This is a genomic window from Aeromonas simiae, from assembly GCF_000820125.1.
GTDB lineage: Bacteria > Pseudomonadota > Gammaproteobacteria > Enterobacterales > Aeromonadaceae > Aeromonas > Aeromonas simiae.
Window position 1 is genome coordinate 96182 of the sequence record NZ_CDBY01000057.1, and the last position, 26595, is coordinate 122776.

Annotated in this window: 28 protein-coding genes and 1 pseudogene; 21 read left to right on the forward strand and 8 right to left on the reverse strand. The window is 57.9% G+C overall.

Annotated elements, in window-relative coordinates:
* Complete coding sequence (locus tag BN1134_RS11600; RefSeq protein ID WP_042047392.1) at window positions 1-381, reverse strand: diacylglycerol kinase; 381 nt, start codon at window positions 379-381, stop codon at window positions 1-3.
* 142 nt (window positions 382-523) lie between these two features.
* Here BN1134_RS11600 and BN1134_RS11605 point away from each other — a divergent pair, with 142 nt between their 5' ends.
* Complete coding sequence (locus tag BN1134_RS11605; RefSeq protein WP_042047394.1) at window positions 524-1588, forward strand: 3-deoxy-7-phosphoheptulonate synthase; 1065 nt, start codon at window positions 524-526, stop codon at window positions 1586-1588.
* 5 nt (window positions 1589-1593) lie between these two features.
* Here BN1134_RS11605 and BN1134_RS11610 read toward each other — a convergent pair whose 3' ends face one another.
* Together BN1134_RS11610 and btuC are read right to left on the reverse strand one after the other, a co-directional pair.
* Complete coding sequence (locus tag BN1134_RS11610) at window positions 1594-2325, reverse strand: ATP-binding cassette domain-containing protein (protein WP_042047395.1); 732 nt, start codon at window positions 2323-2325, stop codon at window positions 1594-1596.
* Window positions 2309-3301 (reverse strand): vitamin B12 ABC transporter permease BtuC, encoded by a 993-nt coding sequence (btuC, locus tag BN1134_RS11615; RefSeq protein WP_042047449.1) that lies wholly within the window; start codon window positions 3299-3301, stop codon window positions 2309-2311. The genes BN1134_RS11610 and btuC overlap by 17 nt, the downstream gene beginning before the upstream one ends.
* Window positions 3302-3571: 270 nt before the next feature.
* Between btuC and BN1134_RS11620 the strand changes: the two genes are divergently transcribed.
* Entirely contained in the window at window positions 3572-3925 is a 354-nt protein-coding gene (locus BN1134_RS11620) for a DMT family protein (RefSeq protein ID WP_042047396.1), read from the forward strand.
* A gap of 58 nt (window positions 3926-3983) precedes the next feature.
* Window positions 3984-5105 carry a PilT/PilU family type 4a pilus ATPase gene (locus tag BN1134_RS11625; RefSeq protein WP_042047397.1) on the forward strand — a complete coding sequence of 374 codons (1122 nt, stop codon included), beginning with the start codon at window positions 3984-3986 and terminating at the stop codon, window positions 5103-5105.
* Between the two features lie 33 nt (window positions 5106-5138).
* Here the strand turns inward: BN1134_RS11625 and BN1134_RS11630 are convergent, their stop codons facing one another.
* From BN1134_RS11630 to BN1134_RS11640, 3 genes are read right to left on the reverse strand one after another with little or no spacing between them, the layout of a single operon-like run.
* On the reverse strand, window positions 5139-5381 hold the full coding sequence (locus tag BN1134_RS11630; RefSeq protein ID WP_042047398.1) for a FeoC-like transcriptional regulator: 243 nt from the start codon (window positions 5379-5381) through the stop codon (window positions 5139-5141).
* Window positions 5378-7648, reverse strand: a complete 2271-nt coding sequence (gene feoB / locus BN1134_RS11635) for a Fe(2+) transporter permease subunit FeoB (RefSeq protein ID WP_042047400.1) — start codon at window positions 7646-7648, stop codon at window positions 5378-5380. The genes BN1134_RS11630 and feoB overlap by 4 nt, the downstream gene beginning before the upstream one ends.
* Entirely contained in the window at window positions 7645-7872 is a 228-nt protein-coding gene (locus tag BN1134_RS11640) for a FeoA family protein (protein WP_042047401.1), read from the reverse strand. Before BN1134_RS11640 ends, feoB begins: the two co-directional genes overlap by 4 nt.
* 120 nt (window positions 7873-7992) lie before the next feature.
* Here BN1134_RS11640 and BN1134_RS11645 point away from each other — a divergent pair, with 120 nt between their 5' ends.
* The 13 genes and pseudogenes from BN1134_RS11645 (at window position 7993) to BN1134_RS11685 (ending at window position 19163) form a co-directional block, all read left to right on the forward strand.
* On the forward strand, window positions 7993-8322 hold the full coding sequence (locus BN1134_RS11645) for a translation initiation factor (protein ID WP_042047402.1): 330 nt from the start codon (window positions 7993-7995) through the stop codon (window positions 8320-8322).
* A gap of 243 nt (window positions 8323-8565) precedes the next feature.
* Window positions 8566-9123, forward strand: coding sequence for a TMEM165/GDT1 family protein (locus BN1134_RS11650; RefSeq protein ID WP_042047403.1), 558 nt, complete (start codon window positions 8566-8568; stop codon window positions 9121-9123).
* A gap of 50 nt (window positions 9124-9173) precedes the next feature.
* Window positions 9174-10109, forward strand: coding sequence for a DUF2157 domain-containing protein (locus tag BN1134_RS11655; RefSeq protein WP_042047404.1), 936 nt, complete (start codon window positions 9174-9176; stop codon window positions 10107-10109).
* Window positions 10102-11088: a DUF4401 domain-containing protein gene (locus tag BN1134_RS11660; RefSeq protein WP_042047405.1), complete on the forward strand. Its 987-nt coding sequence runs from the start codon at window positions 10102-10104 to the stop codon at window positions 11086-11088. The genes BN1134_RS11655 and BN1134_RS11660 overlap by 8 nt, the downstream gene beginning before the upstream one ends.
* On the forward strand, window positions 11085-11573 hold the full coding sequence (locus BN1134_RS11665) for a GDYXXLXY domain-containing protein (protein ID WP_042047406.1): 489 nt from the start codon (window positions 11085-11087) through the stop codon (window positions 11571-11573). Before BN1134_RS11660 ends, BN1134_RS11665 begins: the two co-directional genes overlap by 4 nt.
* 68 nt (window positions 11574-11641) lie before the next feature.
* On the forward strand, window positions 11642-12376 hold the full coding sequence (locus tag BN1134_RS11670) for a substrate-binding periplasmic protein (protein ID WP_042047407.1): 735 nt from the start codon (window positions 11642-11644) through the stop codon (window positions 12374-12376).
* A gap of 1115 nt (window positions 12377-13491) precedes the next feature.
* Window positions 13492-14574: a thymidylate synthase gene (locus BN1134_RS19290; RefSeq protein WP_042047408.1), complete on the forward strand. Its 1083-nt coding sequence runs from the start codon at window positions 13492-13494 to the stop codon at window positions 14572-14574.
* Window positions 14571-15122 carry an adenylate kinase gene (locus BN1134_RS19295; protein ID WP_084214790.1) on the forward strand — a complete coding sequence of 184 codons (552 nt, stop codon included), beginning with the start codon at window positions 14571-14573 and terminating at the stop codon, window positions 15120-15122. Before BN1134_RS19290 ends, BN1134_RS19295 begins: the two co-directional genes overlap by 4 nt.
* A complete protein-coding gene (locus BN1134_RS11680) occupies window positions 15106-16158 on the forward strand; it encodes a nucleotide kinase domain-containing protein (protein WP_042047409.1) in 1053 nt (350 codons plus the stop codon). The genes BN1134_RS19295 and BN1134_RS11680 overlap by 17 nt, the downstream gene beginning before the upstream one ends.
* A gap of 170 nt (window positions 16159-16328) precedes the next feature.
* Window positions 16329-16643, forward strand: a complete 315-nt coding sequence (locus BN1134_RS20030; protein WP_269746969.1) for a TIR domain-containing protein — start codon at window positions 16329-16331, stop codon at window positions 16641-16643.
* Window positions 16637-17301 (forward strand): annotated as a pseudogene (locus tag BN1134_RS19305) (Nmad2 family putative nucleotide modification protein). Before BN1134_RS20030 ends, BN1134_RS19305 begins: the two are co-directional and overlap by 7 nt.
* Window positions 17302-17347: 46 nt before the next feature.
* Window positions 17348-18046: a hypothetical protein gene (locus BN1134_RS19735; RefSeq protein WP_156991748.1), complete on the forward strand. Its 699-nt coding sequence runs from the start codon at window positions 17348-17350 to the stop codon at window positions 18044-18046.
* Window positions 18047-18803: 757 nt separating this feature from the next.
* Window positions 18804-19163 carry a lysozyme inhibitor LprI family protein gene (locus BN1134_RS11685; RefSeq protein WP_042047450.1) on the forward strand — a complete coding sequence of 120 codons (360 nt, stop codon included), beginning with the start codon at window positions 18804-18806 and terminating at the stop codon, window positions 19161-19163.
* 226 nt (window positions 19164-19389) lie between these two features.
* On the opposite strand, the gene cysS is transcribed toward BN1134_RS11685, so the two are convergent.
* Complete coding sequence (cysS, locus tag BN1134_RS11690; protein WP_042047411.1) at window positions 19390-20766, reverse strand: cysteine--tRNA ligase; 1377 nt, start codon at window positions 20764-20766, stop codon at window positions 19390-19392.
* 198 nt (window positions 20767-20964) lie between these two features.
* On the opposite strand from cysS, the gene BN1134_RS11695 reads away from it, so the two are divergent.
* From BN1134_RS11695 to BN1134_RS19315, 5 genes are all read left to right on the forward strand, one after another.
* On the forward strand, window positions 20965-21459 hold the full coding sequence (locus tag BN1134_RS11695) for a peptidylprolyl isomerase (RefSeq protein ID WP_042047412.1): 495 nt from the start codon (window positions 20965-20967) through the stop codon (window positions 21457-21459).
* A 142-nt stretch (window positions 21460-21601) separates the two neighbouring features.
* Window positions 21602-22333 carry a UDP-2,3-diacylglucosamine diphosphatase gene (gene lpxH, locus BN1134_RS11700; protein WP_042047413.1) on the forward strand — a complete coding sequence of 244 codons (732 nt, stop codon included), beginning with the start codon at window positions 21602-21604 and terminating at the stop codon, window positions 22331-22333.
* 144 nt (window positions 22334-22477) lie between these two features.
* Entirely contained in the window at window positions 22478-23056 is a 579-nt protein-coding gene (locus BN1134_RS11705) for a PhnA domain-containing protein (protein ID WP_042047451.1), read from the forward strand.
* A gap of 162 nt (window positions 23057-23218) precedes the next feature.
* The gene (locus BN1134_RS11710; protein WP_042047414.1) at window positions 23219-23641 is read left to right on the forward strand and encodes a DUF2753 family protein; all 423 of its coding nucleotides are present in this window, start codon (window positions 23219-23221) and stop codon (window positions 23639-23641) included.
* 240 nt (window positions 23642-23881) lie between these two features.
* Window positions 23882-24010 carry an entericidin A/B family lipoprotein gene (locus BN1134_RS19315; RefSeq protein WP_084214791.1) on the forward strand — a complete coding sequence of 43 codons (129 nt, stop codon included), beginning with the start codon at window positions 23882-23884 and terminating at the stop codon, window positions 24008-24010.
* Between the two features lie 53 nt (window positions 24011-24063).
* Here the strand turns inward: BN1134_RS19315 and ppsA are convergent, their stop codons facing one another.
* The gene (gene ppsA / locus BN1134_RS11715) at window positions 24064-26442 is read right to left on the reverse strand and encodes a phosphoenolpyruvate synthase (protein ID WP_042047415.1); all 2379 of its coding nucleotides are present in this window, start codon (window positions 26440-26442) and stop codon (window positions 24064-24066) included.
* Window positions 26443-26595 lie beyond the last annotated feature (153 nt).

Below are 26595 nucleotides of genomic sequence, written 5' to 3' on the forward strand. Positions count from 1 at the left end.
TTACCACCAGTGCAGCAGGTTACGCCCGATCAGCGCGCCCCACACCAGCAGATTCAGCATCAGGCAGAGAAAGACCGCCGCCGAACCAAGATCCTTGGCCCGCCCCGAGAGTTCGTGGCGCTCAGCGCCGATGCGATCGACCACCGCCTCGATGGCGGAGTTGACCACTTCGAGGATCACCACCAACCAACTGATACCAATCAGCAGCAGCGTCTGCTCAAGAGAAGCGCCGACCCAAAAGGCCAGCGGCATGAGAAACAGGATCAGCAACAGCTCCTGACGGAAAGCGGCCTCGTTGGCCCAAGCGGACTTGAGCCCCTTGATGCTGTATCCGGTGGCGTGAATAATCCGGCTCAAACCGGTCACGGCAGGTTTGCCCACAAATTACCTCTGAACATGGCGCCTGATAAAAAACCGCCCCATCCTACCAGAGCCTCGTGCGGTTTCAATCAAGCCGCTTTTGCTTTATGTTAGCCACTGCTTTTCACGGCGCCCGCCGCCACACAGAACTTCGAGTCTTCTTATGTCCATTCACACTGACGAACTGAGAACCCGGCGGATCAACGATCTCATCACAGCGCGGGAGCTGGCCCGCGACTATCCCGTGGACGATGCCCTCGCCAACCGGCTGCTCGATGCCCGTCGCGACATCGAGGCGATCCTCTCGGGCGAAGATCGTCGTCTGCTGGTCATCATCGGCCCCTGCTCCATCCACGATCCGGATGCCGCCCTCGAATACGCCCGGCGCCTGCAACCGCTACGCGAGCGTTTTGCCGCCAGCCTGTGCATCGTGATGCGCACCTACTTCGAAAAGCCGCGCACCATCGTCGGCTGGAAGGGGCTCATCAATGATCCCCACCTAGATGGCAGCTTCGATGTCAACGAGGGGCTGCGCCTGGCGCGCAAGCTGCTGCTTGAGATCAACCGCCTTGGCATGCCGACCGCCACCGAGTTCCTCGATATGGTGACCGGGCAGTATATTGCCGATCTCATCAGCTGGGGCGCCATCGGCGCGCGCACCACCGAATCCCAGGTACACCGCGAGATGGCCTCGGCCCTCTCCTGCCCGGTGGGCTTTAAAAACGGCACCGACGGCAGCACCCGCGTCGCCATCGATGCGGTGCGCGCCGCGCGCCATAGCCACATCTTCTACTCCCCGGATAAAGACGGGAAGATGACCATCTACCGCACCGCCGGCAACCCGCATGGCCACGTGATCCTGCGCGGTGGCCACCGTCCCAACTACGACAGCGCCAGCATTGACGAGGCCTGTGAGGCGCTGGCCGAGGTGGGGCTGCCCGAGCGACTGGTGGTGGATTTCAGCCACGGCAACAGCATGAAAGATCACCGTCGCCAGTTGCTGGTGGCCGAGGATATCTGCGATCAGCTGCGCCGCGGACGCCGTGGCATTGCCGGCATCATGGCCGAGAGCTTCTTGGAAGAGGGGCGCCAGGAGGTAGTGGGCGGGCGCGCCGCCACGTTTGGGCAGAGCATTACTGACGCCTGCCTCAGCTGGCGTGACAGCGAGCGGCTCATCACCCTGCTGGCCGAGGCGAGCCAGGCGCGCCTGAATCACCCCGGCGCCTGAGTGCCTTAAAGCGGCAAGAACCAGTGCCGGCCGGCCGCCTCGACGCGGCCGGTCTTGATCTGAAAGACCCGCTCGATGAGCGTGGCCTCCACCGCCTGCGGTGGGCCGGCATAGGCGCACTCGCCCCGCTCCAGACACACCACCCGCTGCGCCCAGTGCAGGGCGGTATTGAGATCATGGAGCGACACCAGCACCAGCACCCCCTGCCCCACCAGCTGTTTGAGCAACTGCAACAGCGCCTGTTGATGATGCAGATCGAGGCCCGCCAACGGCTCGTCGAGCAGCAGCACCTTCCCTTCCCCATCCGGCCACACCTGCAGCAAGGTGCGCCCGATCAACACCCGCTGCAATTCACCGCCAGAGAGGCGGGTCGAGTCGCGCGAGAGCAGCGCTGAGAGCGCCAGCGCCTCCACCACGGCCGCCACCCCCTCGCGCAGCGCCTTCTCGGGCACGCCCAGGGTCAGCAGCTCGCTGACCGCCATGCCAAGCCCGGTCGGGATCTTCTGGGTCAGCATGGCGCGCCGGCGCGCCAGCGCCGGCCAATCGAGGGAAGAAAGTGGCTCCCCCATCAGGGTAATGGCCCCTTCATCGGGAGCGAGCAGTCCCGCCAGCAGGGAGAGCAGGGTCGACTTGCCGCTGCCATTGGGGCCGATCAGCGCCACCGCCTGCGCGCATTCAAAGCGCAGGCTAAGCGGTGCCAGCCGTCCGTGCAGCGCCACCTTATCGAGCGTCAGCATGATGTCTCACCAGCAGGAAGATAAACAGCGGCGCCCCCAGGGTTGCGGTCACCACCCCGATGGGGAGCTCCCCCACCGTCGTGGCATGGCGGGCCAGCAAGTCCGCCCCGAGCAGCAGGGCCGCCCCGCCCAGGGCCGAGGCCGGCAGCAAAATACGCGGCGCCCCGGCGCCGCACAGCCGCAGCAGATGCGGCACCAGCAGGCCAACAAAGCCGATGACGCCACTGAGCGACACCGCCAGCGCGGTGAGCAGGCAGACCAGCAGGATGAGGCGGGTGCGCTCGCGCGTCACATCGAGCCCCATCAGGCGGGCCTGCGCCTCCCCCAGTTGCATCAGCTCGAGCCGTCCTGCGCGCCGGACAAGCAGCAGCAGGGCCAGCAACATCAGCGGCATGGCGCCGGTCAGGGCACCGCTGCCATAGGCCAGGCTGCCCATCATCCAGAACATAAACTCGCGCAACGAGGCGTCATCGGAGAAGTAGAGCAGCCAGGTCATGGCCGCATTGGCCAGCATGCTCACCGCAATGCCGAGCAGCAGCAGGCGGGCCACATCGAGACGCTGGCGCCGCGCCAGATGGGTCAGCAGCAGGGTCACGGCCAGGGCGCCACCAAAACTGGCCAGCGCCAGCCCCCAGGCGGGCAGATCCCAGCCAAGCAGGCGCGCCAGGCTCATCGCCAGCATGGCGCACAGACCGGCGCCGCTCGAAATACCGAGCAGCCCCGGCTCGGCCACCGGATTGTGCAACAGGATCTGCAAGGTGGCGCCGCTCATGGCCAGCGCCGCCCCCACCAGCATGGCCAAGAGGGTGCGCGGCAGGCGCAGTTGCAGCAGCACCTGCTGCTGCATGGGATCGAGCGGCCACCATGAGAATGCCCCCAGCAGCAGCGAGAGCAGGGCCAGTAACAGCAAGGCGGCCAGCAGCGCCAACAGCAGCCAGCGCTGCCGGCGGCGGTGAGCGTGAGCCAGTTCGGTCAGGGAAGAGAGGGGCAGCGGACGTTCCTCACGCCGGGGGCGATCTGTATCTGAAAAGAGCCCGATAGTGCCATTTTTCCCGCTTTTCTCCAAGATGAGCCCTCTTTCCCCTGGCGCGGATGCGCAGGGGCGTCTCACCTGATGGAAAAATCGCCGATCTCCGTGCGGCGCTTCTGGCAATGTGCCGTTGGCGCAATAAAATAGGCCCCCCTACTTTATCCCGCCGCGTCAGCACGCTATAAACGTCGCCTCACCTCTTCTCGGAGCCCCAACATGAACCCCATCATGTCCAGCATCGGCCTTTTGTTGTGCAGCAACGTCTTCATGACCTTCGCCTGGTATGCCCACTTAAAGAACATGAGCCACAAGCCATGGATCATCGCGGCACTGGTGAGCTGGGGCATCGCGCTGTTTGAATATCTGCTTCAGGTGCCGGCCAACCGCATCGGCCACCAAGTACTCACGGTGGGCCAGCTCAAAATTTTGCAGGAGGTGATCACCCTGACGGTCTTTGTGCCCTTCTCGGTTTTCTATCTCAAAGAGGAGATCAAGCTCGACTACCTGTGGGCAGCGCTATGCATGCTGGGGGCCGTCTTCTTCGTCTTTCGTGAGAAGCTCCTCGCATGATCCGGGAGAGCCATCGACTTTATACTCTGTTCTAACATCGCCAATTTGAGGACATCACATGGAACTGCAACCCCTGTTGCGCATCCTGGCTCTACAGGATGGTTCGGATCTTTATCTCACCACCGGCGCGCCACCGAGCGCCAAATTCCAAGGCGTGCTCAAGCAGCTCGGCAATGAACCACTGGCCCCCGGCGAAGTCGCCGAGGTTGCCGACAGCATCATGGATGAAGAGCAGAAACTGGTCTTTGCCAAGGAGCTGGAGATGAACCTGGCCCTCTCCATCCCCAAGGTGGGGCGCTTTCGCATCAACATCTTCAAGCAGCGCAACGAGGTCTCGCTGGTCGCGCGCAACATCAAGACCGAGATCCCCCGTTTTGCCGATCTCAAGCTGCCCCCCGTGCTGCTCGATGTCATCGTCGAGAAGCGCGGGCTGGTGCTGTTTATCGGCGGCACCGGCTCGGGCAAGTCGACCTCACTGGCGGCCCTCATCGATCACCGCAATGAAAACAGCGGTGGCCACATCATCACCATCGAAGATCCGGTCGAATACGTGCATCAGCACAAGAAGTGCATCATCAACCAGCGCGAAGTCGGGGTCGACACCCGCAGCTTCCACGCTGCGCTGAAAAACACCCTGCGCCAGGCGCCGGACGTGATCCTCATCGGCGAGATCCGCGATCGCGAGACCATGGAGCACGCCCTCACCTTCGCCGAGACCGGCCACCTTGCCATCTCCACCCTGCACGCCAACAACGCCAACCAGGCGCTCGATCGCATCATCAACTTCTTCCCCGAAGAGCGCCGCCCGCAGCTGCTGCAAGATCTTGGCAACAACCTCAAGGGCTTCATCTCCCAGCGCCTGGTCAAGACCAAGGAGGGGGGACGGCGCGCCGCCGTCGAGGTGATGCTCGGCACCCACACCATCCGCGACATGATCAAGCGCGGCGAGTTTGGCAGCCTCAAGGAGGTGATGGAGAAATCCCGCGCCCTTGGCATGATCACCTTTGACGAGGCGCTGTTTGAGCTGGTGGTCGAGGGGGCCATCGAAGAGGAAGAGGCCATCAAGAACGCCGACTCGGCCAATAACCTGCGCCTCAAGGTCAAGTTGTGGCGCGAGAAGGGGCAGATAGGCAACGCCCTCGACTCCACCACCTGGTCGCTCGACATCGGCGACCACTGACCACAAGGCCCGCAGTTGCGGGCCTTGTTCGTTTCAGGGCCGTTGCACCAGCCCTATCTGTCCGTGTGGCAGCCACTCAAACTGCACCTCTTCGCGCATGCCGCAACAACTGCCGCTACAACCGCCGCTGTGGCACTTGCGTACCCGGCCTTTGCGCATCCACACCCCGAGCATCGCCTCGATGGCATCTTCCGAGGTGTTGAAATGGCGGGCCAGATCGCGGCGGCTGGCACGCCCCTGGCTTGCCAGGTAATCCCCCAACTCACGCAGGATCACAGCAGCACCGCCTTGCGCGCCACGATATCGCCGTGACGGCGCATCGCCGCCCACAGCAGCACGCTGATAAAGAGGTAGAAAAGGAACCAAAGCAGGCTCTGCTGCGGATGCCGAACAAAGGTCATCCCCTGATAGAAGAGGGTCGAGCACATGAAGGCGGTGTAGTTGCACCACAGGGCGGTGAAGATGGCCCAGCCACGGCCGGTCTCGCGCACCAGGGCCCCCATGGCGGCGGCGCAGGGCATGTAGAGCAGCACGAAGATGAGGTAGGCCAGGGCGCCGGCGGCGCCGTCGAAGTGCGCCTGCATGTTGCTGTAGGTGGAAACATCCACCGCCTGGGCCTCGGCGGCGGCCGCCTGATCTTCCACCTCCCCGACGGCAATCCCCATCGGATCGCGCGGATCGATGGCCGCCAGATTGGCCGGTATGGTGGCCAGCGCCTCCTTGGCGCTCTCCCACAGGTTGTATTCGCTCGCCGCCTCCTCTTCGCCCTTGCCGGCATAGAGGCTGTTGAGGGTGCCCACCACCGCCTCCTTGGCGAAGATGCCGGTGACGATGCCGACCGTGGCCTGCCAGTTGTCATCGCGAATGCCGAGCGGGTGCAACACCGGGGTCACCGCCTTGCTCACGGTAGCGAGGATCGAGCGCTCGCCGCCGGCATGGTCGAAGCGACCATCGGTGCCGAGGTTATTGAAGATGCTGAGCACCGCCACCACCAGCACTATGGTCTTGCCGGCCCCGAACACGAAGCTCTTGAGTTTCTGCCAGGTCTTGAGCAGCACGTTAGCAAGCTGCGGCAGCTCGTAGTCCGGCATCTCCATCAGCAGGCTCTCGCTCTTGCCCGGCAGCAGGGTGCTGCGCAGCCACAGGCCGGTGAGCACCGCCACCACCACCCCGAGCAGGTAGAGGGCAAACACCAGATCCTGGCCGCTGTGGGGGAAGAAGGCCACGGCAAACAGGGCATAGACCGGCAGGCGGGCCCCGCACGACATGAAGGGGGCCATGGCCGAGGTCATCAGTCGCTCCCGTTCGGCCCCCAGGGTGCGGGCGGCCATCACCGCCGGCACCGAGCAGCCAAAGCCCATCAGCATGGGCACGAAGGCCTTGCCGGGGAGCCCGAGGCGACGCATCAGCGCATCCACCACGAAGGCGGCGCGGGCCAGGTAACCCGAGCTTTCAAGCACCGCCAGAAACAGGTAGAGACAGGCGATGACCGGGATGAAGGTGGCCACCGTCTGCAAGCCAGCGCCAAAGCCGTCGGCCAGGATGGCCCCCACCCAGTCGGGGGCGGCCACCGTCTCCAGCAGATGACGGGTTCCCTCGACAAACAGGGCGCCCCCCAGCACGTCGAAAAAGTCGATGAAGGCGCTGCCCACCTTGATGGCGAACATGAACATCAAGTACATCACCAGCAAGAAGAAGGGGATGCCGACCCAGCGGTTGAGCAGCACCCGATCGATGCGCTCGCTGCCAGCCGCCGAGAGTTTGCCTCTCTGGTGGCGATGCTGCTGGCACCAGGCGTGGATGTGGCCGTAGCGCACGTCCGCCAGTTGCAGATCGATGTCATGACCGCGCTGCATCCGCTCGGCGAGCGCCAGCGCCAGCCCCTGTCCCTCCGGGGTCAATGCCCCCAGCAGCGAGCTGTCCCCTTCCAGCAGGCGCAGGGCACGGCCACGGCGGGTGGCGTGGTGATCGTCTGGCAACAGGGCGGCCAGCTCGGCGATGGCGGCCTCCAACTCGGGGCCGTAGTCAAGAGCCAGCGGCGCCTGCTCGGGGGTGAAGGTGAGCAAGGCATCCTTAAGCGCCGTCACCTGGCGGCGGCTGCGGGTCGAGAGCGCCACCACGGGGCAACCGAGGGCGGCCGAGAGGGCCCGGGTGTCGAGCTCGATGCGCCGTTTTTCCAGCAGATCCATCTTGTTGAGCACCACCAGCACCGGCAGCCCCAGCTCGCGCAGTTGCAGGGTCAGGTAAAGGGAGCGCTCGAGACTGGCGGCGTCGATGACGTTAAGGAACAGATCCGGCTGCTGGCTCTGGATATAGCGGGTGGCGATCTGCTCGTCGATGGAGTCATCCTGATTGCCAAGGCCATAGATGCCGGGCAGGTCCATCAGCTCCACCTCGAAGCCACGATGCTCGAAGCGGCCGGTCTTCTTCTCGACCGTGACCCCGGACCAGTTGCCCACCTGCTGGCGAGCACCGGTCAGGGCGTTGAACAGGGAGGTCTTACCGCTGTTGGGATTGCCGACGGTGACGATGTTGAGTTTCATACCCGCTCTACCTCTATCTGGCGCGCCAGGCTCTTTTGAATGGAGAGACAGATCCCCTGGCACTGGATCTGGAGCGGATCGCCAAGCGGCGCGGCACGTAGGAACTGCACCTCGCTGTGGGGCAGCAGCCCCATGACCATCAGCTTGCGGCGCACCTGACGGGTGAGTCGGTTCATATCGAGAATGCGGGCACATTGTCCCGGCGCCAGGTCGGTAAGATCCATGGCCGCCTCCTGAAGTTTAAACAAGAATAATTCGCTTTTACTGACCGGCATTATAAGCGGTACTTGGCGCTCGGATTTGCGTAAAATCAAACTTCGCTTAGCAAATACCAGAGTAAAACGATGTCACACGATGCCAACAGCAGACTGGTCTACTCCACCGATCGGGGTGCCATTACCGAGCCAACCCAGGCCAAGCAGGCCTCTGCCTTTGCTGAAGACGGGATAGTGCGCATCCGGCGCGAGACCAAGGGGCGCAAGGGCGCCGGCGTCATCACCATCCACGGGGTGCCGGCCGAGCAGCAAAAGGTCGTCGCCACCACCTTGAAGAAAAAGTGCGGCACCGGTGGCTCGCTCAAGGAGGGGATCATCGAGATCCAGGGGGACAAGCGCGATCTGATCCGCGCCGAGCTGGAGAAGGCGGGCTTTACCGTCAAGCTGGTGGGCGGCTGAGAGGCTTGCCTATCCGGGCGCTTTTCCCTAGAATGCCCGCTCCCATCGAGGGGGAGTAGTCGCGCCGCCTGACGCCATGCAGGCGACGGCCCTGATCAACATACTTGGTGCCAAATCACCATGGTCAGGGCGCGCAGCCAGCGGGCCGCGTTGACAAGACCTTTGACGGGCGAGTGTCGCAACCGGGGACGGACGACGCTTGCCGGTCTTTGGTTGATAACAACTCCGTCCCCCGGTCATTTTATGGAAGCCCTGCTCACCTCCACGCTCAGCGTGGCCATCGCCGAGATCGGCGACAAAACCCAGTTGCTCGCCCTGCTGCTCATCTGCCGCTTTAGAAAGCCCTGGCCCATCATCGCCGGCATGCTGGCCGCCACCGTGCTCAATCACGCCTGCGCCGCCTGGCTTGGCGAGATGATCAGCCGCTGGCTCGACCCTAAGCTGCTCACCTATCTGGTGGCCGGCGCCTTCATCGCCATGGCGATCTGGATCTTGGTGCCGGACAAGATGGACGACGAGGAGAGCCCGCTCGATCGCTTCGGTCCTTTTGTCGCTACCTTTATTCTCTTCTTCATCGCTGAAATCGGCGACAAGACCCAGATTGCCACCGTGCTGCTGGCCGCCAAGTACGACGCCTTCTTCCAGGTGATTGCCGGCACCACCCTTGGCATGATGCTGGCTAACGTGCCTGTGGTGCTGCTTGGCAAGCTCGGCGCCGATCGCCTGCCGATGCGCCTCATCCGCGCCAGCTGCGCCCTGTTGTTCACCTTGCTCGGTGTCTCGACCCTGCTGCTCTCCTGACGTTTCCCCCCCTTTCATGGGATACTCCGCCCATCAGATAAGGAGATCCCATGTTTCCACCCTCTCGCGCCCCCCTCTTTGAGTGGGTTCGCCGCGGCCACCTGGCGCCGCAACATCTGGCGCAGGCCGAGCGACTGCTCGGTCTGCCCCCCTCAAAAGCCCAGTGGCAACAGCTGCTCGATCGCCTGCTATTGCTGCTCGGCACCCTGTGTCTGGCCGCCGGCCTTATCTTCTTCATCGCCTTCAACTGGCACCAGCTCGGTCGCCTGAGCCGGCTGCTGCTGGTGACCGCCCCGCTGCTGGCCGTGCTGCTACTGGGGCTGCGCCCCCTCACTCCCCCACAGCGTCAGGCGCTGCTGCTGTTTGCCGGCCTCAACCTCGGCGGTCTGCTCGCCCTCATTGGTCAGACCTACCAGACCGGCGCCGATCCGTGGCAGTTGTTTGCCCTGTGGGCCGCCCTGCTGCTGCCGTGGGCCCTGCTCGGGCGCAGCGCTGTGCTCTGGGGACTGGCCTGGATGCTGGGCCAGCTGGCGCTGGTGCTCTATTGGCCGCTCGGTATCGAGAGCCTGTTTGCCTTCGATGAAGAGACGCTCGCCTGGTGCTTAACCCTCGGTAACGCCCTGCTGTGGGGCGTGCTGCTCGCCCTGCCCAGGCACCTGCGCCCGCCCCTGCCCACCTATCTGCCGGCGCTGGCAGCCGGCCTTGGCGCCACCTTGCTGGTACTGCTGAACCTGTTCGAGCTGACCTCCCCCCTGGCCTGGGTGGCCTGGCTTGGCTGGCTCGGCGCCGGCTATCGCCTTTGGCATGGCCGCTTTCTCACCGGACTGGCGCTCGGCGCCCTCTCGGTCATCTGCGTCATCTTGGTGGCGGTCGGCAAGTGGGTCGACATCGACATGAACGGCTTTTTACTGCTCGCCCTGCTCGCCATCACCCTCTCGGTGCTGGCGGTGCGCTGGCTCAAACTCGGTGGAGGGGCCCATGAGTGAACTCTGGCAACGTCTGCGTGACGCCGATCTGGTGAGCGGCGAGCCCCCCGTCAGCGATCCCCCCCACTGGAGCAGCCGGTTGCTGCTCGGGGTCTCGGGCTGGCTGGCCGCCCTGTTTTTGCTGTTCTTCCTGTTTCTTACCTTCATGAGCCTCATCCGCTCCAGCAGTGGCGCCCTGCTGCTCGGCGCGGGTCTGCTGGCCCTGGCTCGCGCCATGATGCTGGCCAAGGTGCAGCGCGATCTGCTCGCGCAGTGCGTGCTGGCCCTGGTGCTGGCCGGCGATGGTTGGCTGCTCTATGGCCTGCTCGATAGCATCGATACCGGCTCGCCCTGGCTGTGGGTGGGGCTGGCGGCGCTCTCCTTGACGATCGCCCTGCTCTTTGCGCACTGGTTGCTGCGCCTTTTTCACGGCTTTGCCGCCGGCCTGCTGCTGGCCATTGCGCTCGATATCCTCGGCCTGCATGGATTGTGCGAGCCGCTGCTGCTGCTCGCCGTGCTGAGTCTCTCCTTCGCCATGGCGCGCTGGCCGCGCCACAGTGCGCTGCACGAGAGCCTGCAACTGGGTCTGGCACTGGCGCTGCTGGCCTTGACGCTGCTCCCCGGCCAGTACTGGGAGATAGCGCCCTGGCAGAGCCTGGCCCCGGCCTATTTGCCGCACTGGCCCACCGCTCCGCTTTCGCTGCTGCTCTTGCTCGCCTTTACCTTCCGCTGCCGCCTGCCCTGGTTGCCGGCCCTGCCGCTGCTGGCGGCCTCGGCCCTACTGCCCGGCTTTGCCGCCGGTTGCCTGTTGCTGCTGCTCGGCTTTCGCGACGGCCAGCGTGGGCTCTGGACGCTCGGCCTGTTGCTGCTGCTCAGTGCCGGCGCCCTCTATTACTACGATCTGCGCCTGACCCTGATGATCAAGGCCGCCCTGCTGGCCCTGTGCGGCGCGCTACTGCTGCTGGTGCGCCAGCTCACTCTGATAAGGAGTCCTGCATGAGAGCCCATCGGCAACGTCTCATCGCCCTTTATGGCATCCTGCTTGTGCTGCTGCTGGGCGCCGACGTGGCGCGCCGCGAACTGGCCCTGGCCAGTGGCGAGACCATCCTACTGGCGCTGGCGCCGGTCGATCCGCGCTCCTTGATGCAGGGGGACTACATGCGTCTCGATTACGCCATCAGCCGCGAGCTGCGCACCCTCCCCACCCCGCCGGCCTCGCTGGTGGTGCGCATCGACCCGCAGAGGGTCGCCCACTGGCTGCCCGGCGCCGATCCACAAACACTGGCGGCCGACGAGCGGCGGCTGCAACCGATGCACCAGACGCAGATCGGGCCCGATGCCTACTTTTTCGAGGAGGGAGAGGCCAAGCTGCTGGAGCAGGCCCGTTATGGGGAGTTTCGCCTTAGCAAAGAGGGCAGGATGCAGCTGATCGGGCTGGCTGACGCGGCCGGAAAACCGCTCGGTCAGCGCAGAGAGCGTTGGTAACCTCTTGAATTAACGGCCACTTATGGCAACACTCAGACAATGGAGATGCACGACAAAGGGAAAGGTCGATGAAACGCTGGCTTGCCATCACCCTCTGGGGCCTCACCGCTTCGGCCCTGGCCGAGCTGGAGCACCTCGAATACTTCACCGAGGAGTATCCCCCCTACAGCTACACCACGGCGCAAGGTGAAGTGACCGGTCTGGCGGTCGAGACCCTCAAGGAGGTGTGGCAGCGCACCGGCACCCCGCCCCAACCGATCCGGGTACTGCCCTGGGCGCGCGGCTATTACCTGCTCACCCAAAAGCCCAACGTGGTGCTCTTCTCGACCGCCCGCACCGCGGTGCGCGCTCCCCTGTTCAAGTGGGCCTGCCCCATCGGCTACTCGGAATATGTGCTGCTCGGCCTGAGCAAACGGGCGCTCACGCTCACCACGGATGCCGAGCTGGGCCGTTATTCGATAGCGGCGGTGCGCGCCGATGCCTCGGAGCAACTGCTGCTCAACAAGGGGATGGACGATACCCGCATCGTGCCGGCCAACCGCCTCGGCCAGGCGCTGCGCATGCTGCTCTCCGGGCGGGTCGATCTGGTGGCCACCGGCACGCTCGCCGCCAACGACACCATTAAAGAGATGGGGATCGATCCTGCCAGCATCAGCAAGGCCTATACCCTGAGCGCCGAGGAGCTGTGCTACGCCTTCAGCCGGGCCGTCAGTGACGAGACGGTGCAACGCTTCCAGCTGGGGCTGACCGGCACCCTCGCCAGCCCCCACTATGGCGCGCTACAGCGGCGCTTCATGCCCTGAGCCTCCTCCCATCCATATGCCAAAAGGGCGCCGACGGGCGCCCTGCTTTTGTTCCCGTGATCGCCCGCAAAAAACCACGCGTTTCTGATAGTTACATCAAAAATGCGCTGGTCAGCCGGCGCCTGCCTCCTTAAGATGGCCAAAGGAGCCTGATGGCCCCCATGGACGGTCAAGGGCGCACGGTGGCAGCGATAAGCCAGGGGCGGTAGCGTCTTTGTCGAAATGGAGCCGAGGCGGACGCCAGAGCGACCGCACCACGGCGAGGGGCGAGGACGCTCTCCTCGAGGGGGTTTTGGTTTGCTCCCCTCACCTCTTGGGGGAGAGGGTCAGGATAAGGAGTCGCCAACAGCTTTGGGCATGGCTCCGCCATACAGGACACGAGGGAGCTGCCCTCGACAGAGTTTCGCCGCCCTTCGGGCTGGGGCGAGTGACTTTGGAAACACCCGCCCTCTTTGGCAAATAACACCAAAGGTCTTCTCCCCCGCTTGCTCGCCCTCCTGCGTCGGGATCCCTCGGCGCCCCCGTTTGTCCAACGGCACGCGCCGATGGGCTTTGACCTTTACTATCCATGGCATCGGTCAACGTCCGCTGCCGACATCCTTGTCCTTGCGCCAAACCGGGTCGAGCATTGCTCGTCTAATACCGGTTTTGCCCATGCCACAGCGGCGCTCGCTCGGCATTGCCTCGCGGCCTCGACAAACGGGCTCACCTCGGCGAACAACAGGGAGTAACACCCAACCCTCAACCCCAAGGGCAAGGGCAAGGGCAAGGGCAAGGCAAGGCAAGGCAAGGCAAGGCAAGGCAAGGCAAGGGCAGTTAATACTATGCTAGAGAAAGTCGTTATCTCTGATCCGGTCCTCACCCACCCCATGGCGAAACCAAATTTTCGCACCTATGCAACAGGCTATATCGACATCATTGCATAGATGAAAAATCATTATGAGAAGACAAGTGGTACACATCCCTATCGGGGATAGGTTTTATATGTAAGGCCAGACAGTAAGTATTTTCCGAGATAATATCTTAATTTCTCTAAGGTCCAATTACGCTTTGTTAATATAAAATAAAGCATCGCACCTACGGCTAAATTTACATTTATCTAATGAGGCAATATTATGCATGTCGTTTATGGTGACAACATTAATAGTGTTATAGTAAATGCTATAGAAAAAATATTCTCCGATGGGGTTAACACTTCATCAAGAAACGGAGAAGCATTAACTTTACATGATGTGAGCATCATATTAAACAACCCAAGATCAAGACACCTAAACTTATCAGGTAGAAAAAACAATATCTTTGCCACTTTTGCTGAAACCCTCTGGGTATTAGCAGGTATGAATGAAATCGCTCCTTATTTATCGTTTTTTGTACCTAGGGCGAAAGAATATTCAGATGATGGTATTATCTGGCGTGCTGCTTATGGTGAAAGGCTCTATGCATATGGACAAATAGACAATGTAATTAAACAATTTAAATGTGAAGGTATATACACAAGAAGAGCTGTTATCAGTCTTTACATGCCAAATAGGGACACAAGTGAAAGTCTACTTGAAGTTAATTTGGAAAATAGCCTAGACATTCCTTGTAACAACCTAATCCATTTTTTTGTCACTCCAGACAAAAAACTAAATATCAAGATAACTCAACGAAGTGGGGATTTGATATTTGGAGTCAGTCATATAAATATATTTGAATTCGGTCTATTACAAGAATTCGTCCTTTTTATGTTACAAAAAGAGGTTGATAGTGAATTAACTTTAGGTTACTTACACCAATCTATTACCAACCTACATATCTATAAAGAAAAAATAAATCAGGCTAAAGATATACTTTTCAATAAAGACAAACAAGATTTAGACATTAAAAATCACGATAATATATATTTTGCAAGCTCTCCACAGGAAACAAAAAAACTATTACATGATATAGTCTCATTTATAGAAAATAAGATAATCATAAGCACTCCTGATCTACCACCAATAGAGCAATCTAGGATTGAAATGAAATCTATATTTTCACATTACAATGTAGACTATAATGGCAATCTTCTTTGGGGGTATTGTGATGCTACATTGGCATATGTTTACCAAAAAAGACTCATGCAACCAATCACCTTACATTCCACATTAAGTGAAGACTTTATATCATCAGTCACTAAAAACAATTTCAATCTACAGATAAAGGTCGCATCATGAAAATTGCTTTTATGGGAGTCTCTGGTAGTGGAAAAGACTATCTTGCCAATTATTTAATTAACAACCATGAATTTGTTCGTTTCTCATTCAGTGACCAATTAAAAAAATTAGCTCGTCATATATATCCTTGGTTAGAAAAAGACTATCAACCTGAGGAAAAAGCATTGCCTTTGAATATCACTCTATCTACTGGGGAAAGAATAACATATTCTCCGAGAGATATATGGCTAAACCTTGATGGTTTAAGAAAAATTGAAGAGCAGATATTCATAAGAATGTTATCTGAGGAAATAAATACTATTGATAATGAAAAGAAAATAATAATAACCGATATAAGATCAACTAATGAGTTATTGTGGTGCAAGAAAAATAACTTTGTAATAATATACATATACAGAGATAATAATAATTACGATAAATACGATATTGACAAACATATTATAGTGAACAGTTCAAATTCCGATTACACATTTAATAATTCCAGTAGCGGCACAGATACATTTGATATGTTCTTTCAAGAGGTCTTCATCAGTGGACAACAAAAATGACTTATTATATTGTAATGTTAGTAAGCAAAAAATACAGTCAGCCAAACCTATACTTAATGAACGAGTTATAAAGGAATGGTTTTATCATCAACGAGAAAGAACATCTATTTATTATAAGAAAGAGATTCTAGAGCTCCCCCCCTTTTGGACAACTGATGAAATATTAAAGAAATATAAATTTGTTAATACCAAGAGAGCATGGGATAGAGAAACAAAATGGCTTATTTCCAATGTAATAAAAAATCCGTCCTTAAGCTATGACAATAAAATATTAAATATTTTTTTATTTAGAGTTATAAATAAAAGCAATACTTTATGTTCACTTGATGCACCATTCAATTTCTCTAACATGAGTTTGGATTATATAAATGACACAATAAGAAACAAGCTATCTATTTTGGCTTACAACGATCCAAACTATGTCTTTTTCAGTGCTGCCTATATATTAGGCGGCCCAAAAATGAACTTCGGATCTTTTCTGGAGCAACGAGAGGGAAAAAAAGAGAGCAATATGGTCATAAGAATGATTAAATTTGTTTTCTACAATCAAGACTCCATTTTGAAAGGCGTTAAAAATTCAACAACACAAGATGCAGTATATAACCATCTTAAGTCATTCCATGGTATCGGGAAGTTTCTCGCCTACCAGATCTTTGTTGATCTAACCTACCTTAACGAGTTTCCATTTACAGAGCACAACTTTGTTGTTTCAGGGCCTGGATGTGAGAGAGGCATTAACTGGATTTTCTCTAACAGGGATGGAATGAACAGCGAAGAATGTTTATTCTGGTTTACAAAAAACCAGCACATGATTTCTGAAAAATATAACGAAAGCTGGGATATGGACGAAGTATTTCACTTTTTGCCAAAAAATGAAAGAATTTATACATTAATGGACATGGAAAATAGTGGAGCATGTGAGATTGATAAAAGATGTAGAACAAAATTCAATAACAAGAGGCCGAAGCAGATTTATCATTATAAAGTAAATCGTAACTTCGAGATTTTTAATTTTTTTGGAGATAAAAATGGTTAACACTATTAAACGAAATGTATTTATTAGCCATCATCATAAAGATGATGCAAGTGTCGATGGGATTACTCGCTTAGCATCTTCTAAAGGCTATCAATTTAGAAATAGCTCCATTAGAGTGAAACCAGAGAACCAAGCCCGTATAGACCAGAAAAAAAATAAGCGATAGAACTATCGAACGCCTACTTAGAATGAAAATGAGATGGGCTAGTCAAGTCATTGTAGTCATAGGTAAAGAGACATATACGAGACCTTGGGTAAACTGGGAGATAAAAGTAGCCCATCAGCTTGGAAAGCCAATTATTGGCGTGTATGAAAATGGTTTAAAAGACGATGTTGAACTACCAGACAACCTGACAAAATATGCGACATCTATTGTTGGATGGCGAGCTGAATCGATCATCGATGCGCTAGATGGCAATAGCCATTTTCAACATATTGACGGTCGAGAGAAAGAGAAAATTAATGGTGGGAACATTATATGCTAATATCTCCAAACTCACATTTGTACGCTTATGCAATCACTCGAGACTTTGGTTTCGCACCTAATCCATTTCATGGAGTTTGTACTTTAGCAACATGCAAGCCACGAATAAGAGCATCGGCCAATATCGATGATTGGATTTTAGGAATTGGAGGGGCACAGTTACGCACAGCCAAAAAAAATGCATTCTATTAATGAAAATAACGGAAAAAATCAATTTTAATGATTATTGGTCAGACTCACGTTTTTCTCTGAAAAAACCATCGAGAAATGGTAGTCACGTGCAAATGCTAGGTGATAACATCTATCATCAAGATGTAGATAAAGCGTGGATACAAGAAGACTCTCATCATAGTAACCCTGATGGGACCTATAATATTAAAAACTTAGAAAGAGATACTAAATCTAAGTTTGTCCTAATTTCAAACCACTTCTATTACTTTGGTAATGCAGCAGTTGAAATTGACCTACAATCAATTGGATATAATAAAATAAGAGACTACAAAAAAATAGATATAGCCCAATCAAAAGGGGCAATGGATATCATAGAAAGCATACACAAAAATAACAAATCAAAATTAAACCTGGTTATTTCAGATCCCTGCCAATTTTCTGAGTTTTATAAACGGGTAGACCAAAAATCAGGCTTAATATCGACATGAAATGATTCACAATAATCACACAAAAATATATAAGGATAACCCCATCATGCCTATTCCAATGCCAGCAGCACAAGGCACGTCAACTCAACCAATAGAATTAAAAATTGTTTCAATAATTTTTGATGGAATCAATTCCACACTTAAAATAAACATACCAATACCACTATCAATAATTGCTGCGTTCATTTTATTAATCTTATTATTCAAGGTAATACAACCAGTATTAAAGAATTACAAGGCAGATGAAATCATAATCAAGGAGCCATTTACAGGAACTCAAATAAAAATAAAACCCAGCATAGAGGATAAAAAAATTGCACATAAGATATGGACAGAGCTAGTAACAAGAAAAGCAGCCTTACCTTTTCAACGAGATAAAGATGTGATCATTGAAGTCTACGATAGCTGGCATACTTTATTTCAATGTGTCAGAGAGCAAATAGCCGCACTTCCGGTAGAGAAACTATCAGGTAAAGAGAAAAAAGACACTGAAAATCTTATTGACATATCCATGATGGTCCTAAATGATGGTTTAAGACCACACTTAACTGAATGGCAGGCCAAGTACCGCTCTTGGTATAAAGTGGAAAAGGAAAAAGAATATAATAAATCAGCCTCACCTCAAGATATTCAAAAGACTTACGTTTATTACGAACAACTAGTAAGTGATGTAGAAAATGTAAACAGGAAACTTCAACTTTTTGCTGATGAGTTGAAAAAATTTGTCAGAAGTGATTTTACATAAAATAAAAAGTATAATCTTAATGTTCACTCTGTTCTTATAATAACCGTTTGAAATAGTATCAAATAATAAAACCAGCCTTCATCTTATACTTCATCTGTTAAATCATACCCTCAGTCTGGAGCAATATGATTGATAGTTGCGCAAAAAATTCACATAAAATAACTTTACAAATGCATTACCTCTAGATGTTTATAAAAAGCGCCCTTTACATTGTATACCACAATAAAACCGCGCCTTAAGCTGCAGTTTTTATTTCTATACCCCAAACACACTTCGACCCCAACTAGAAGACTATTTCGCCAACCCCTTACACTGCTCTCCTCCTGCGGTGGGATCGCCGGTGCGCAGGCTGCCAGATTGACAAAAATCGCAGGGGCCGCTGACGGCGTCGAACGAGGAGCCCGGCTCACCGAAGGTGAAGCTGACCTTGACCTCGCACTCCCCCTGATGGCCCGGGATCGGGTTGGATGAGAGGCTCTGCGAGCTCAGCAGGTGACCCCTAGCGTTGGGCTGGAAGGGGTTGTCTGCGACAAAGGAAGGCTTCCGGCGCCTCGCGAGTGGCGCTCTCCCGCGTCCTGGAGGCGGCATTGAGCAGGTAGAGCAGCTGGCCGCCATATGCATCGCAGACGCCAGCCTTAGACGGCCCCACGTTCAGCGTCATGACGTCATCTGCTTGTTATTCTTGAAAAACAGAGCCACCATCGCGGCCGATTTATACCGTATAGTGGCTCTCTCGCCACTACAAAGGAACAGCCTCTTGAGACCCTATTCCGCCCTGTTACTCTTGCTGGCAACCACTGCCGTTCAAGCTACTCAGGATTGCACTGCGCCGGTAACACAAACCGACATGAACACCTGCGCATTTCAGGATTACCAGCGGGCCGATGCAAGGCTCAATGCCGCCTACAAAAAGCGGGGTGTCGTCTTGGACAAGGCACAACTGGAGAGGCTGAGAACTGCGCAGCGAGCCTGGATCACTTTTCGCGATGCCCAGTGCCGTTACGAGGCCGGCGTCTATGAAGGGGGATCGATGGCCCCCCTGGTACACAGCAGTTGCCTCACCCAGTTGACCGAGGAGCGTACCAAGGTACTGGTCGAGCAATCCGAAACGCCATAACCGGAGCTAATGCCTCGGGGTTCACATTGCAATCTGGCAACCGCGCCCTTGCAGAGACGCCATCGCGCGTTGATATGAGCCCCCTCCCGCAAGGAGAGAGGGGATCAGAGCGCAGGCCACCGAGGCTTAAGAGGTGTCGAGGGAAAAGATGCAAACAAAAACCGCAGCCCTCGGGCTGCGGTTTTTTTATTGGCTCAACCGGTTGGCGCGAGCAGGGCCACCGGCCTTAGGCGCGGCGCCAGGTGGTCTGGCCGGCGCTGTCTTCCAGCACGATCCCCATTTCGGTCAGGCGGTTGCGCGCCGCATCGGCGGCGGCCCAGTTCTTGTCGGCACGAGCCTGGTTGCGCTCACTGATCAGGCGCTCAATCTCGGCAACCTCGTCGTCGCTCTCGCTCCCCTTGAGGAAGGCGTCGGCGTCTTGCTGCAAGATGCCGAGCACGCCGCCGAGCTCACGCAGGCGGGCGGCCAGACCCGCCGCCGCGACGTCATCCTGCCCCTTGAGGCGGTTGATGTCGCGCACCAGATCAAACAGCACCGAGTAGGCTTCCGGGGTGTTGAAGTCATCGTCCATGGCGGCTTTAAAGCGGGCCACGGCCTCTTCACCACCGGCCGGGGCCACCGCCGGCAGGCCGCGCAGGGCGGTGTAGATACGCTCGAGCGCCGCACGCGATTGCTTGAGGTTCTCTTCCGAGTAGTTGAGCTGGCTGCGATAGTGGCCCGACATCAGGAAGTAGCGCACCGTCTCGGCATCGTAGTGAGCCAGCACGTCGCGAATGGTGAAGAAGTTGCCGAGGGACTTGGACATCTTCTCTTTATCCACCATCACCATGCCGCTGTGCATCCAGGTGTTGACGTATTCGCCGTCGTGGGCGCAGCAAGACTGGGCAATCTCGTTCTCGTGGTGCGGGAATTGCAGATCCGAGCCGCCGCCGTGGATGTCGAAGTGATGACCCAAGTGCTTGGAGTTCATGGCCGAGCACTCGATGTGCCAGCCGGGGCGGCCCGGCCCCCAGGGGCTCTCCCAGGTCGGCTCACCGGGCTTGGACATCTTCCACAGCACGAAATCGAGCGGGTTGCGCTTGGCATCGACCACATCGACCCGGGCACCGGCCTGCAACTGCTCGAGATCCTGGCCCGAGAGGCGGCCATATGCCGGGAAGGAGTCGACGATGAACATCACGTCGCCGTTGTCGGCCACGTAGGCATGACCGCGATCGAGCAGCAGCTGCACCATGGCGATGATCTCGCCGATGTGGGCGGTGGCGCGCGGCTCGATGTCGGGGCGCTGCATGGCCAGCGCATCGAAGTCGGCGTGCATGTCGCCGATCAGGCGCTCGGTCAGGTCATCGCAGCTGACGCAGGTCTCGGCGGCGCGCTTGATGATCTTGTCATCGACGTCGGTGATGTTGCGCGCATAGGTGAGGTCATAGCCGAGATAGCGCAGGTAACGGGCCACCACGTCGAAGGCGACGAAGGTGCGGCCGTGGCCAATGTGACAGTGATCGTAGATGGTGACGCCACACACATACATGCCCACCTTTCCCGGGTGGATGGGTTTGAATTCTTCTTTTTGACGAGTGAGTGTGTTGTAAATCTTCAGCATCGCGATCGCTGTCCTTCCAGTGAAATGGGCTGCCATTCTAACCCCATCGGGGGGATAAAACGAGCCGTGTCGCCGCCCCTTTCGCCGCACAAAGCCTGTCCGCTCGCGCCTTTGCCCCCTGCCCTACGCTTTGCCGACAGCCCGCCTTGGGCTAGAATTGCCCGCACTTGCACACCCACCCACTAAAAGGACGCCGTAATGGTCACTTTGCACACCAATTTCGGGGACATCACCCTGACCCTGTTCGCCGACAAGGCCCCGGAGACCGTCGCCAACTTCCTGCAATACTGCCGTGACGGCCACTACGATGGCACCGTGTTCCACCGCGTCATCGACGGCTTCATGATCCAAGGCGGCGGCTATGCGCCCGGCTTTGAAGAGAAAGAGACCCGCGATCCGGTACAAAACGAAGCCGGCAACGGGCTTTCCAACAAGATCGGCACCGTCGCCATGGCCCGCACCATGGATCCGCACTCGGCTACCGCCCAGTTCTTCATCAACGTTAACCACAACGATTTCCTCGACTTCAAGTCGGCCACCACCCAAGGCTATGGCTACTGCGTGTTTGGCGAAGTGAGCGAAGGGATGGACGTGGTCAACAAGATCAAGGGCGTCAAGACCGGCAACTACGGCCGCATCCACCAGGACGTGCCGCTCGAAGATGTGATCATCACCAAGGTCACCGTCGCCTGAGCCCGGTGAACGACCTTGCCACCGCGGCCCCGGCCGCGGTGTTTCCCTTTGATGCCCACGGGCGTTGCATCGATTCCCTCGCCGCCTTTGATGCCCGCCGGCCTCTTTATCACCTCCTGAGCCACGGCGGCCTGTGGACCCCATGACGACCCTCTTTATCAGCGATCTGCACCTTTCTCTGGAGCGGCCCGACATGACGGCGGCCCTGCTCAGCTTCCTGCAAGGTGAGGCGCGCCGCGCCGACGCCCTCTATGTGCTCGGCGATCTGTTCGAGTTCTGGATTGGCGATGACGACCCCAACCCGCTGCACGACCAGGTGGCCGACGCCTTCGCCGCCTTGGCCAGCGCCGGCGTGCCGCTCTATTTCGTGCACGGCAACCGCGACTTTTTGCTGGGGCCGGCGTTTGCCCGCCGCGCCGGCATGACCCTGCTCGGCGATCCCAGCGTGATCGAGCTCTACGGCCAGCGCACCTTGCTGATGCACGGGGATCTGCTCTGCACCCTGGACGTGGACTATCAGCGCTTTCGCCGCGTCACCGGCTGGCGCTGGCTGCGCTGGCTGTTTTTGCACCTGCCGCTGGCGCGCCGTCAGCGCATTGCCCGGCAGCTGCGTGGCAACAGCCAAAAAGAGAACGCCGGCAAGGCGCAATCGATCATGGACGTGACCGAGGCGGCGGTGCACCAGGCCATGCGCCAGCACCACTGCACTTTGCTCATTCACGGCCACACCCACAGGCCCGCCATCCACGATTTTTCCCTCGACGGTCAGCCGGCCCGCCGCATCGTGCTGGGCGACTGGTTTGAGCAGGGCTCGGTGCTGGCGTGCCGCCCCGCTGAGCAGACGCTGGAGCAGCGCCCCCTGCCGCCGCGCTGATGAGCAGGCTCGCTTGAGGCGAAACTAGCATATGACACGATTATCCCTGCCAAAATGGGGGATAATATGCTATAGTCCGCCCCCTCTCGTTATAACTGAAACATGGCCTACCAGTGGTGGGCCCGAACCTTGGGGAATATCACCATGTCGATCGATCAATCTCTGCTGGCCCGGGCCGGTGGCAAATGCGAACTGTGCGGTGCCGAGCAGGAGCTGAGCCAGTACGCCATCCCCCACTCCCCGGCCGCTGACGCCGACCACAGCGTCGCCCTGTGTGCCACCTGCCACGGCCAGATCAGCGCCCCCGAGACCCTCGAGGTCAACCACTGGCGCTGCCTCGGCGACACCATGTGGAGCCAGGTGCCGGCCGTACAGGTCATGGCGTGGCGTCAGCTCAAGACCCTGGCCGATCAGGGTGAAGTGTGGGCCCGTGACAACCTCGACATGCTCTACCTCGAAGACGACACCCGCGCCTGGGCCGAAGCCGGCCAGCAGCAGGCCGATGACGATCACACCCCGACCCTCGACTCTAACGGCGCCGTGCTGCAAGAGGGTGACTCGGTGACCCTGATCAAGGATCTCGACGTCAAGGGCGCCGGCTTCACCGCCAAGCGTGGCACCCTGGTCAAGAACATCCGCCTGACCAACAACCCGCTGCACATCGAAGGCAAGGTCAACGGCGTGCAACTGGTACTGGTCGCCGCCTACATGAAGAAGGCATAACGCCGCGCGCGATAACGCGGTAAAAAGGCGGCCCGAGGGCCGCCTTGTTCGTTCTTGCTCCAATCTAGGCGATCAAGAGGCGTTGCCTCACTCTTTGCGGGGTTCATATTGCCGGTCAAATGAGATAAGTTCCCATTATCATTTGCCTGACAGGAGAGCCCTATGTCGACCCGTTTCTGGAAACACCAGACCCGGCTTGGCAACCGCCGTTTCGCCCTCGGTAACCACGCCGGCGCACTGGCGTGCTACCAGCAAGCCCTGTGGAGCGCCCGCCAGCACCTGCCCCTGTGGCGCGAGCCCGAGGAAGCCGTCGCCGCCCTGGTGGTCTCTTACCACAACCTGGCCGATCTGCTGCTGGCCATGGCGCTGCCCGAGCGCGCGGCTTACTACCTGTGCGAGGCGCAGCAAAGCCTGCTCAATCTGCTGCAAGACGGCGCCCAGCCGTGCCGGCTGCGCGAGGCGGCCCATACCCATCTCTTCTGCTGCCGCGTTGAGCTGCTGCGGTTTTTGCGCCGCAGTGGCCCCCATCCCGAGGTGGAGCAGGCGCTGCGCTGCTGTGGCTGCGCCCACCCCACCCTGCACTAGTCCAACATGCCCATCGGGTGCTAACGCCCCCCAGCGACGGCCGAACCTCGATGGCCATGGAGGCTACCCCCTTAGCGGCGCAGGCGCGATGAAGGGGCCACGCGATGTGCACCGCTCACTCCGCCACGTCCGGCGCGCAGCTCACGGCCGCGCTCCCGCTTCATGTTGGATCAGTGAGGAGCCGGGCAATTTCCCCCCGTTTGGATACCCTCAAAGGGAACCACCATCAGGGAGAGAGCCATGATCCGAATTGTTGTGTCCCTTCTGCTGGTTGTCGCCTGCGGCCAGCTGGTTGCCTGCAACACGGTGCGCGGTGTCGGCCAGGATATCGAAAGCGCGGGTGATGCCATCCAGCGCTCCACCCACTAACCCTCGACCATGAAAAAGGGGCCCTCAGGCCCCTTCTGTTATGGGTGGTCGGCTCAGTTGACCGGGTGCTGCTCAGCCAGATAGAGCCAGGTGTTGACCACGGTATCGGGGTTGAGCGACACCGAGTCGATCCCCTGCTCCAGCAACCAGGCGGCAAAGTCCGGGTGATCGGACGGCCCCTGGCCGCAGATCCCCACGTATTTGCCCGCCTTGCGCGCCGCCTGGATGGCCATGGCCAGCAGGGCCTTGACCGCCTCGTTGCGCTCGTCAAACAGGTGGGCGATCAACCCCGAGTCCCGATCCAGCCCCAGGGTGAGCTGGGTCATGTCATTGGAGCCGATGGAGAAGCCATCCACGTGTTCGAGGAACTGCTCGGCCAGCAGGGCGTTGCTCGGGATCTCGCACATCATGATCACCTTGAGCCCCTGCTCGCCGCGGCGCAGGCCGTTCTCGGCCAGGATCTCGATCACCTCGCGGATCTCGCCGACGGTGCGTACGAAGGGCACCATCACCTCGACGTTGGTCAGCCCCATCTGCTCACGCACCCGCTTGATCGCCTCGCACTCGAGGGCAAAGCAAGCACGGAAGCTGTCGGCGATGTAGCGCGAGGCGCCACGAAAACCGATCATGGGGTTCTCTTCGTGGGGCTCATACTCGCGCCCGCCCACCAGGTTGGCGTACTCGTTGGACTTGAAATCCGACATCCGCACTATGACCCGCTCCGGCCAGAAGGCCGCGGCCAGGGTGGCGATCCCCTCGGTGAGCTTGGCCACATAGAACTCACGCGGGCTCTCATAGCCGGCCATCATCTTGGTGATGGTGGCTTGCAGCTCGGGGCTCTGGCGGTCGAACTCCAGCAGCGCCTTGGGGTGCACGCCAATCATGCGGTTGATGATGAATTCAAGGCGCGCCAGGCCGATCCCGGCATGGGGCAGCTGGGCAAAGTCGAAGGCCCGATCCGGGTTGCCCACGTTCATCATGATTTTCACCGGCAGGCGCGGCATGTTGCCCACCTCGGTCACCGCCACGTCAAAATCCAGGGCCCCATCATAGATAAAGCCGGTGTCCCCCTCGGCGCAGGAAACGGTCACCTGCTGGCCGGGCTGAATGTGGTCGGTGGCGTCACCACAACCCACCACCGCCGGGATCCCCAGCTCGCGGGCAATGATGGCGGCGTGGCAGGTGCGCCCGCCCCGATTGGTGACGATGGCCGAGGCCCGCTTCATGATGGGCTCCCAGTCCGGATCGGTCATGTCGGTGACCAGCACGTCGCCGGGCTGTACCTCGTCCATCTGGCTGATGGAGTTCACCACCTTGGCCGGGCCGTGGCCAATCTTGTGGCCGATGGCGCGCCCCTCGGCGATGACGCTGCCCGCCTGCTTGAGGGCGAAACGCTCTAAGGTGTTGCCCTCCTGGCGGCTGCGCACGGTTTCCGGACGCGCCTGGACGATGTAAAGCTGGCCATCCTGCCCATCCTTGGCCCACTCGATGTCCATCGGGCGGCCGTAGTGCTGCTCGATGATGAGCGCCTGCTTGGCCAGCGCCATCACCTCTTCATTGGTGATGCAAAAGTGGTTGCGCTCGGCCTCAAGGGTATCGACGGTCTGCACCTGGCGGCCATGGCCGGCATCGCCCGAGTAGATCATTTTGATGAGCTTGGAGCCGAGGGTCTTGCGCACCACGGCAGGGCGACCCGCCTTGAGGGTCGGCTTGTGCACGTAGAACTCGTCCGGGTTGACGGCCCCCTGCACCACCATCTCACCCAATCCCTGGGAGCCGGTGATGAAGACCACGTCGTTAAACCCCGACTCGGTGTCGAGGGTGAACATGACGCCGGAGGCGGCCAGATCCGAGCGCACCATGCGCTGCACCCCGGCCGAGAGGGCCACGCCACGGTGATCGTAACCCTGGTGAACCCGGTAAGAGATGGCTCTATCGTTAAACAGCGAGGCAAAGACATGCTTGATGGCAGTGAGCACGGCGTCGATGCCGCGCACGTTGAGGAAGGTCTCCTGCTGCCCGGCAAACGAGGCGTCGGGCATGTCTTCGGCGGTGGCCGAGGAGCGCACCGCAAACGAGGCATCGAGCCCGGCAGAGAGCTTGTCATAAGAGGCGTGGATCGCCTGCTCCAGCGCCGGTTGCAGCGGCGCGGCGACGACCCATTCACGGATCTGCTGGCCGGCACGGGCCAGGGCATTGACGTCATCCACATCCAGCTCGTCGAGCAGGGTATGGATCCGCTCGTTGAGACCACTCACCTCGAGAAACTCGTTGAAAGCAAACGCCGTGGTGGCAAACCCGCCCGGAACCGAAACACCGGCTCCCGAGAGGTTGCTGATCATCTCGCCGAGGGAGGCATTCTTGCCACCGACGCGATCCACATCCTGCATTCCGAGTTGCTCGTACCAGAGTACGTACTGTTGCACTTGCATGTCTCCAGGTTGGTGAACACGGGATCGAGCCCGTGTTTCTGTTATGGTGTAGGGCACCGCAAAGAAAACGTTTTCTTGCCAGAGCCAATAAAATCCCCTGTATAAAGGGGATGGTTCAATGGCGAGGCCATTTTACAATGAATCACAAAAAAT

What these genes read in the sequence shown, in the direction of transcription:
- BN1134_RS11655 (WP_042047404.1), top strand. Translation starts at nt 9,174, where the DNA reads ATGTTTCCACCCTCTCGCGCCCCCCTCTTTGAGTGGGTTCGCCGCGGC.
- BN1134_RS11620 (WP_042047396.1), top strand. Translation starts at nt 3,572, where the DNA reads ATGAACCCCATCATGTCCAGCATCGGCCTTTTGTTGTGCAGCAACGTC.
- BN1134_RS11610 (WP_042047395.1), bottom strand. Translation starts at nt 2,325, where the DNA reads ATGCTGACGCTCGATAAGGTGGCGCTGCACGGACGGCTGGCACCGCTT.
- BN1134_RS19315 (WP_084214791.1), top strand. Translation starts at nt 23,882, where the DNA reads ATGATCCGAATTGTTGTGTCCCTTCTGCTGGTTGTCGCCTGCGGCCAG.
- BN1134_RS11695 (WP_042047412.1), top strand. Translation starts at nt 20,965, where the DNA reads ATGGTCACTTTGCACACCAATTTCGGGGACATCACCCTGACCCTGTTC.
- BN1134_RS11710 (WP_042047414.1), top strand. Translation starts at nt 23,219, where the DNA reads ATGTCGACCCGTTTCTGGAAACACCAGACCCGGCTTGGCAACCGCCGT.
- BN1134_RS19735 (WP_156991748.1), top strand. Translation starts at nt 17,348, where the DNA reads ATGCCTATTCCAATGCCAGCAGCACAAGGCACGTCAACTCAACCAATA.
- BN1134_RS19290 (WP_042047408.1), top strand. Translation starts at nt 13,492, where the DNA reads ATGCATGTCGTTTATGGTGACAACATTAATAGTGTTATAGTAAATGCT.
- BN1134_RS11640 (WP_042047401.1), bottom strand. Translation starts at nt 7,872, where the DNA reads ATGGATCTTACCGACCTGGCGCCGGGACAATGTGCCCGCATTCTCGAT.
- lpxH (WP_042047413.1), top strand. Translation starts at nt 21,602, where the DNA reads ATGACGACCCTCTTTATCAGCGATCTGCACCTTTCTCTGGAGCGGCCC.
- BN1134_RS11605 (WP_042047394.1), top strand. Translation starts at nt 524, where the DNA reads ATGTCCATTCACACTGACGAACTGAGAACCCGGCGGATCAACGATCTC.
- BN1134_RS11645 (WP_042047402.1), top strand. Translation starts at nt 7,993, where the DNA reads ATGTCACACGATGCCAACAGCAGACTGGTCTACTCCACCGATCGGGGT.
- BN1134_RS11670 (WP_042047407.1), top strand. Translation starts at nt 11,642, where the DNA reads ATGAAACGCTGGCTTGCCATCACCCTCTGGGGCCTCACCGCTTCGGCC.
- cysS (WP_042047411.1), bottom strand. Translation starts at nt 20,766, where the DNA reads ATGCTGAAGATTTACAACACACTCACTCGTCAAAAAGAAGAATTCAAA.
- feoB (WP_042047400.1), bottom strand. Translation starts at nt 7,648, where the DNA reads ATGAAACTCAACATCGTCACCGTCGGCAATCCCAACAGCGGTAAGACC.
- BN1134_RS11650 (WP_042047403.1), top strand. Translation starts at nt 8,566, where the DNA reads ATGGAAGCCCTGCTCACCTCCACGCTCAGCGTGGCCATCGCCGAGATC.
- BN1134_RS11625 (WP_042047397.1), top strand. Translation starts at nt 3,984, where the DNA reads ATGGAACTGCAACCCCTGTTGCGCATCCTGGCTCTACAGGATGGTTCG.
- BN1134_RS19295 (WP_084214790.1), top strand. Translation starts at nt 14,571, where the DNA reads ATGAAAATTGCTTTTATGGGAGTCTCTGGTAGTGGAAAAGACTATCTT.
- BN1134_RS11665 (WP_042047406.1), top strand. Translation starts at nt 11,085, where the DNA reads ATGAGAGCCCATCGGCAACGTCTCATCGCCCTTTATGGCATCCTGCTT.
- ppsA (WP_042047415.1), bottom strand. Translation starts at nt 26,442, where the DNA reads ATGCAAGTGCAACAGTACGTACTCTGGTACGAGCAACTCGGAATGCAG.
- BN1134_RS11705 (WP_042047451.1), top strand. Translation starts at nt 22,478, where the DNA reads ATGTCGATCGATCAATCTCTGCTGGCCCGGGCCGGTGGCAAATGCGAA.
- BN1134_RS11660 (WP_042047405.1), top strand. Translation starts at nt 10,102, where the DNA reads ATGAGTGAACTCTGGCAACGTCTGCGTGACGCCGATCTGGTGAGCGGC.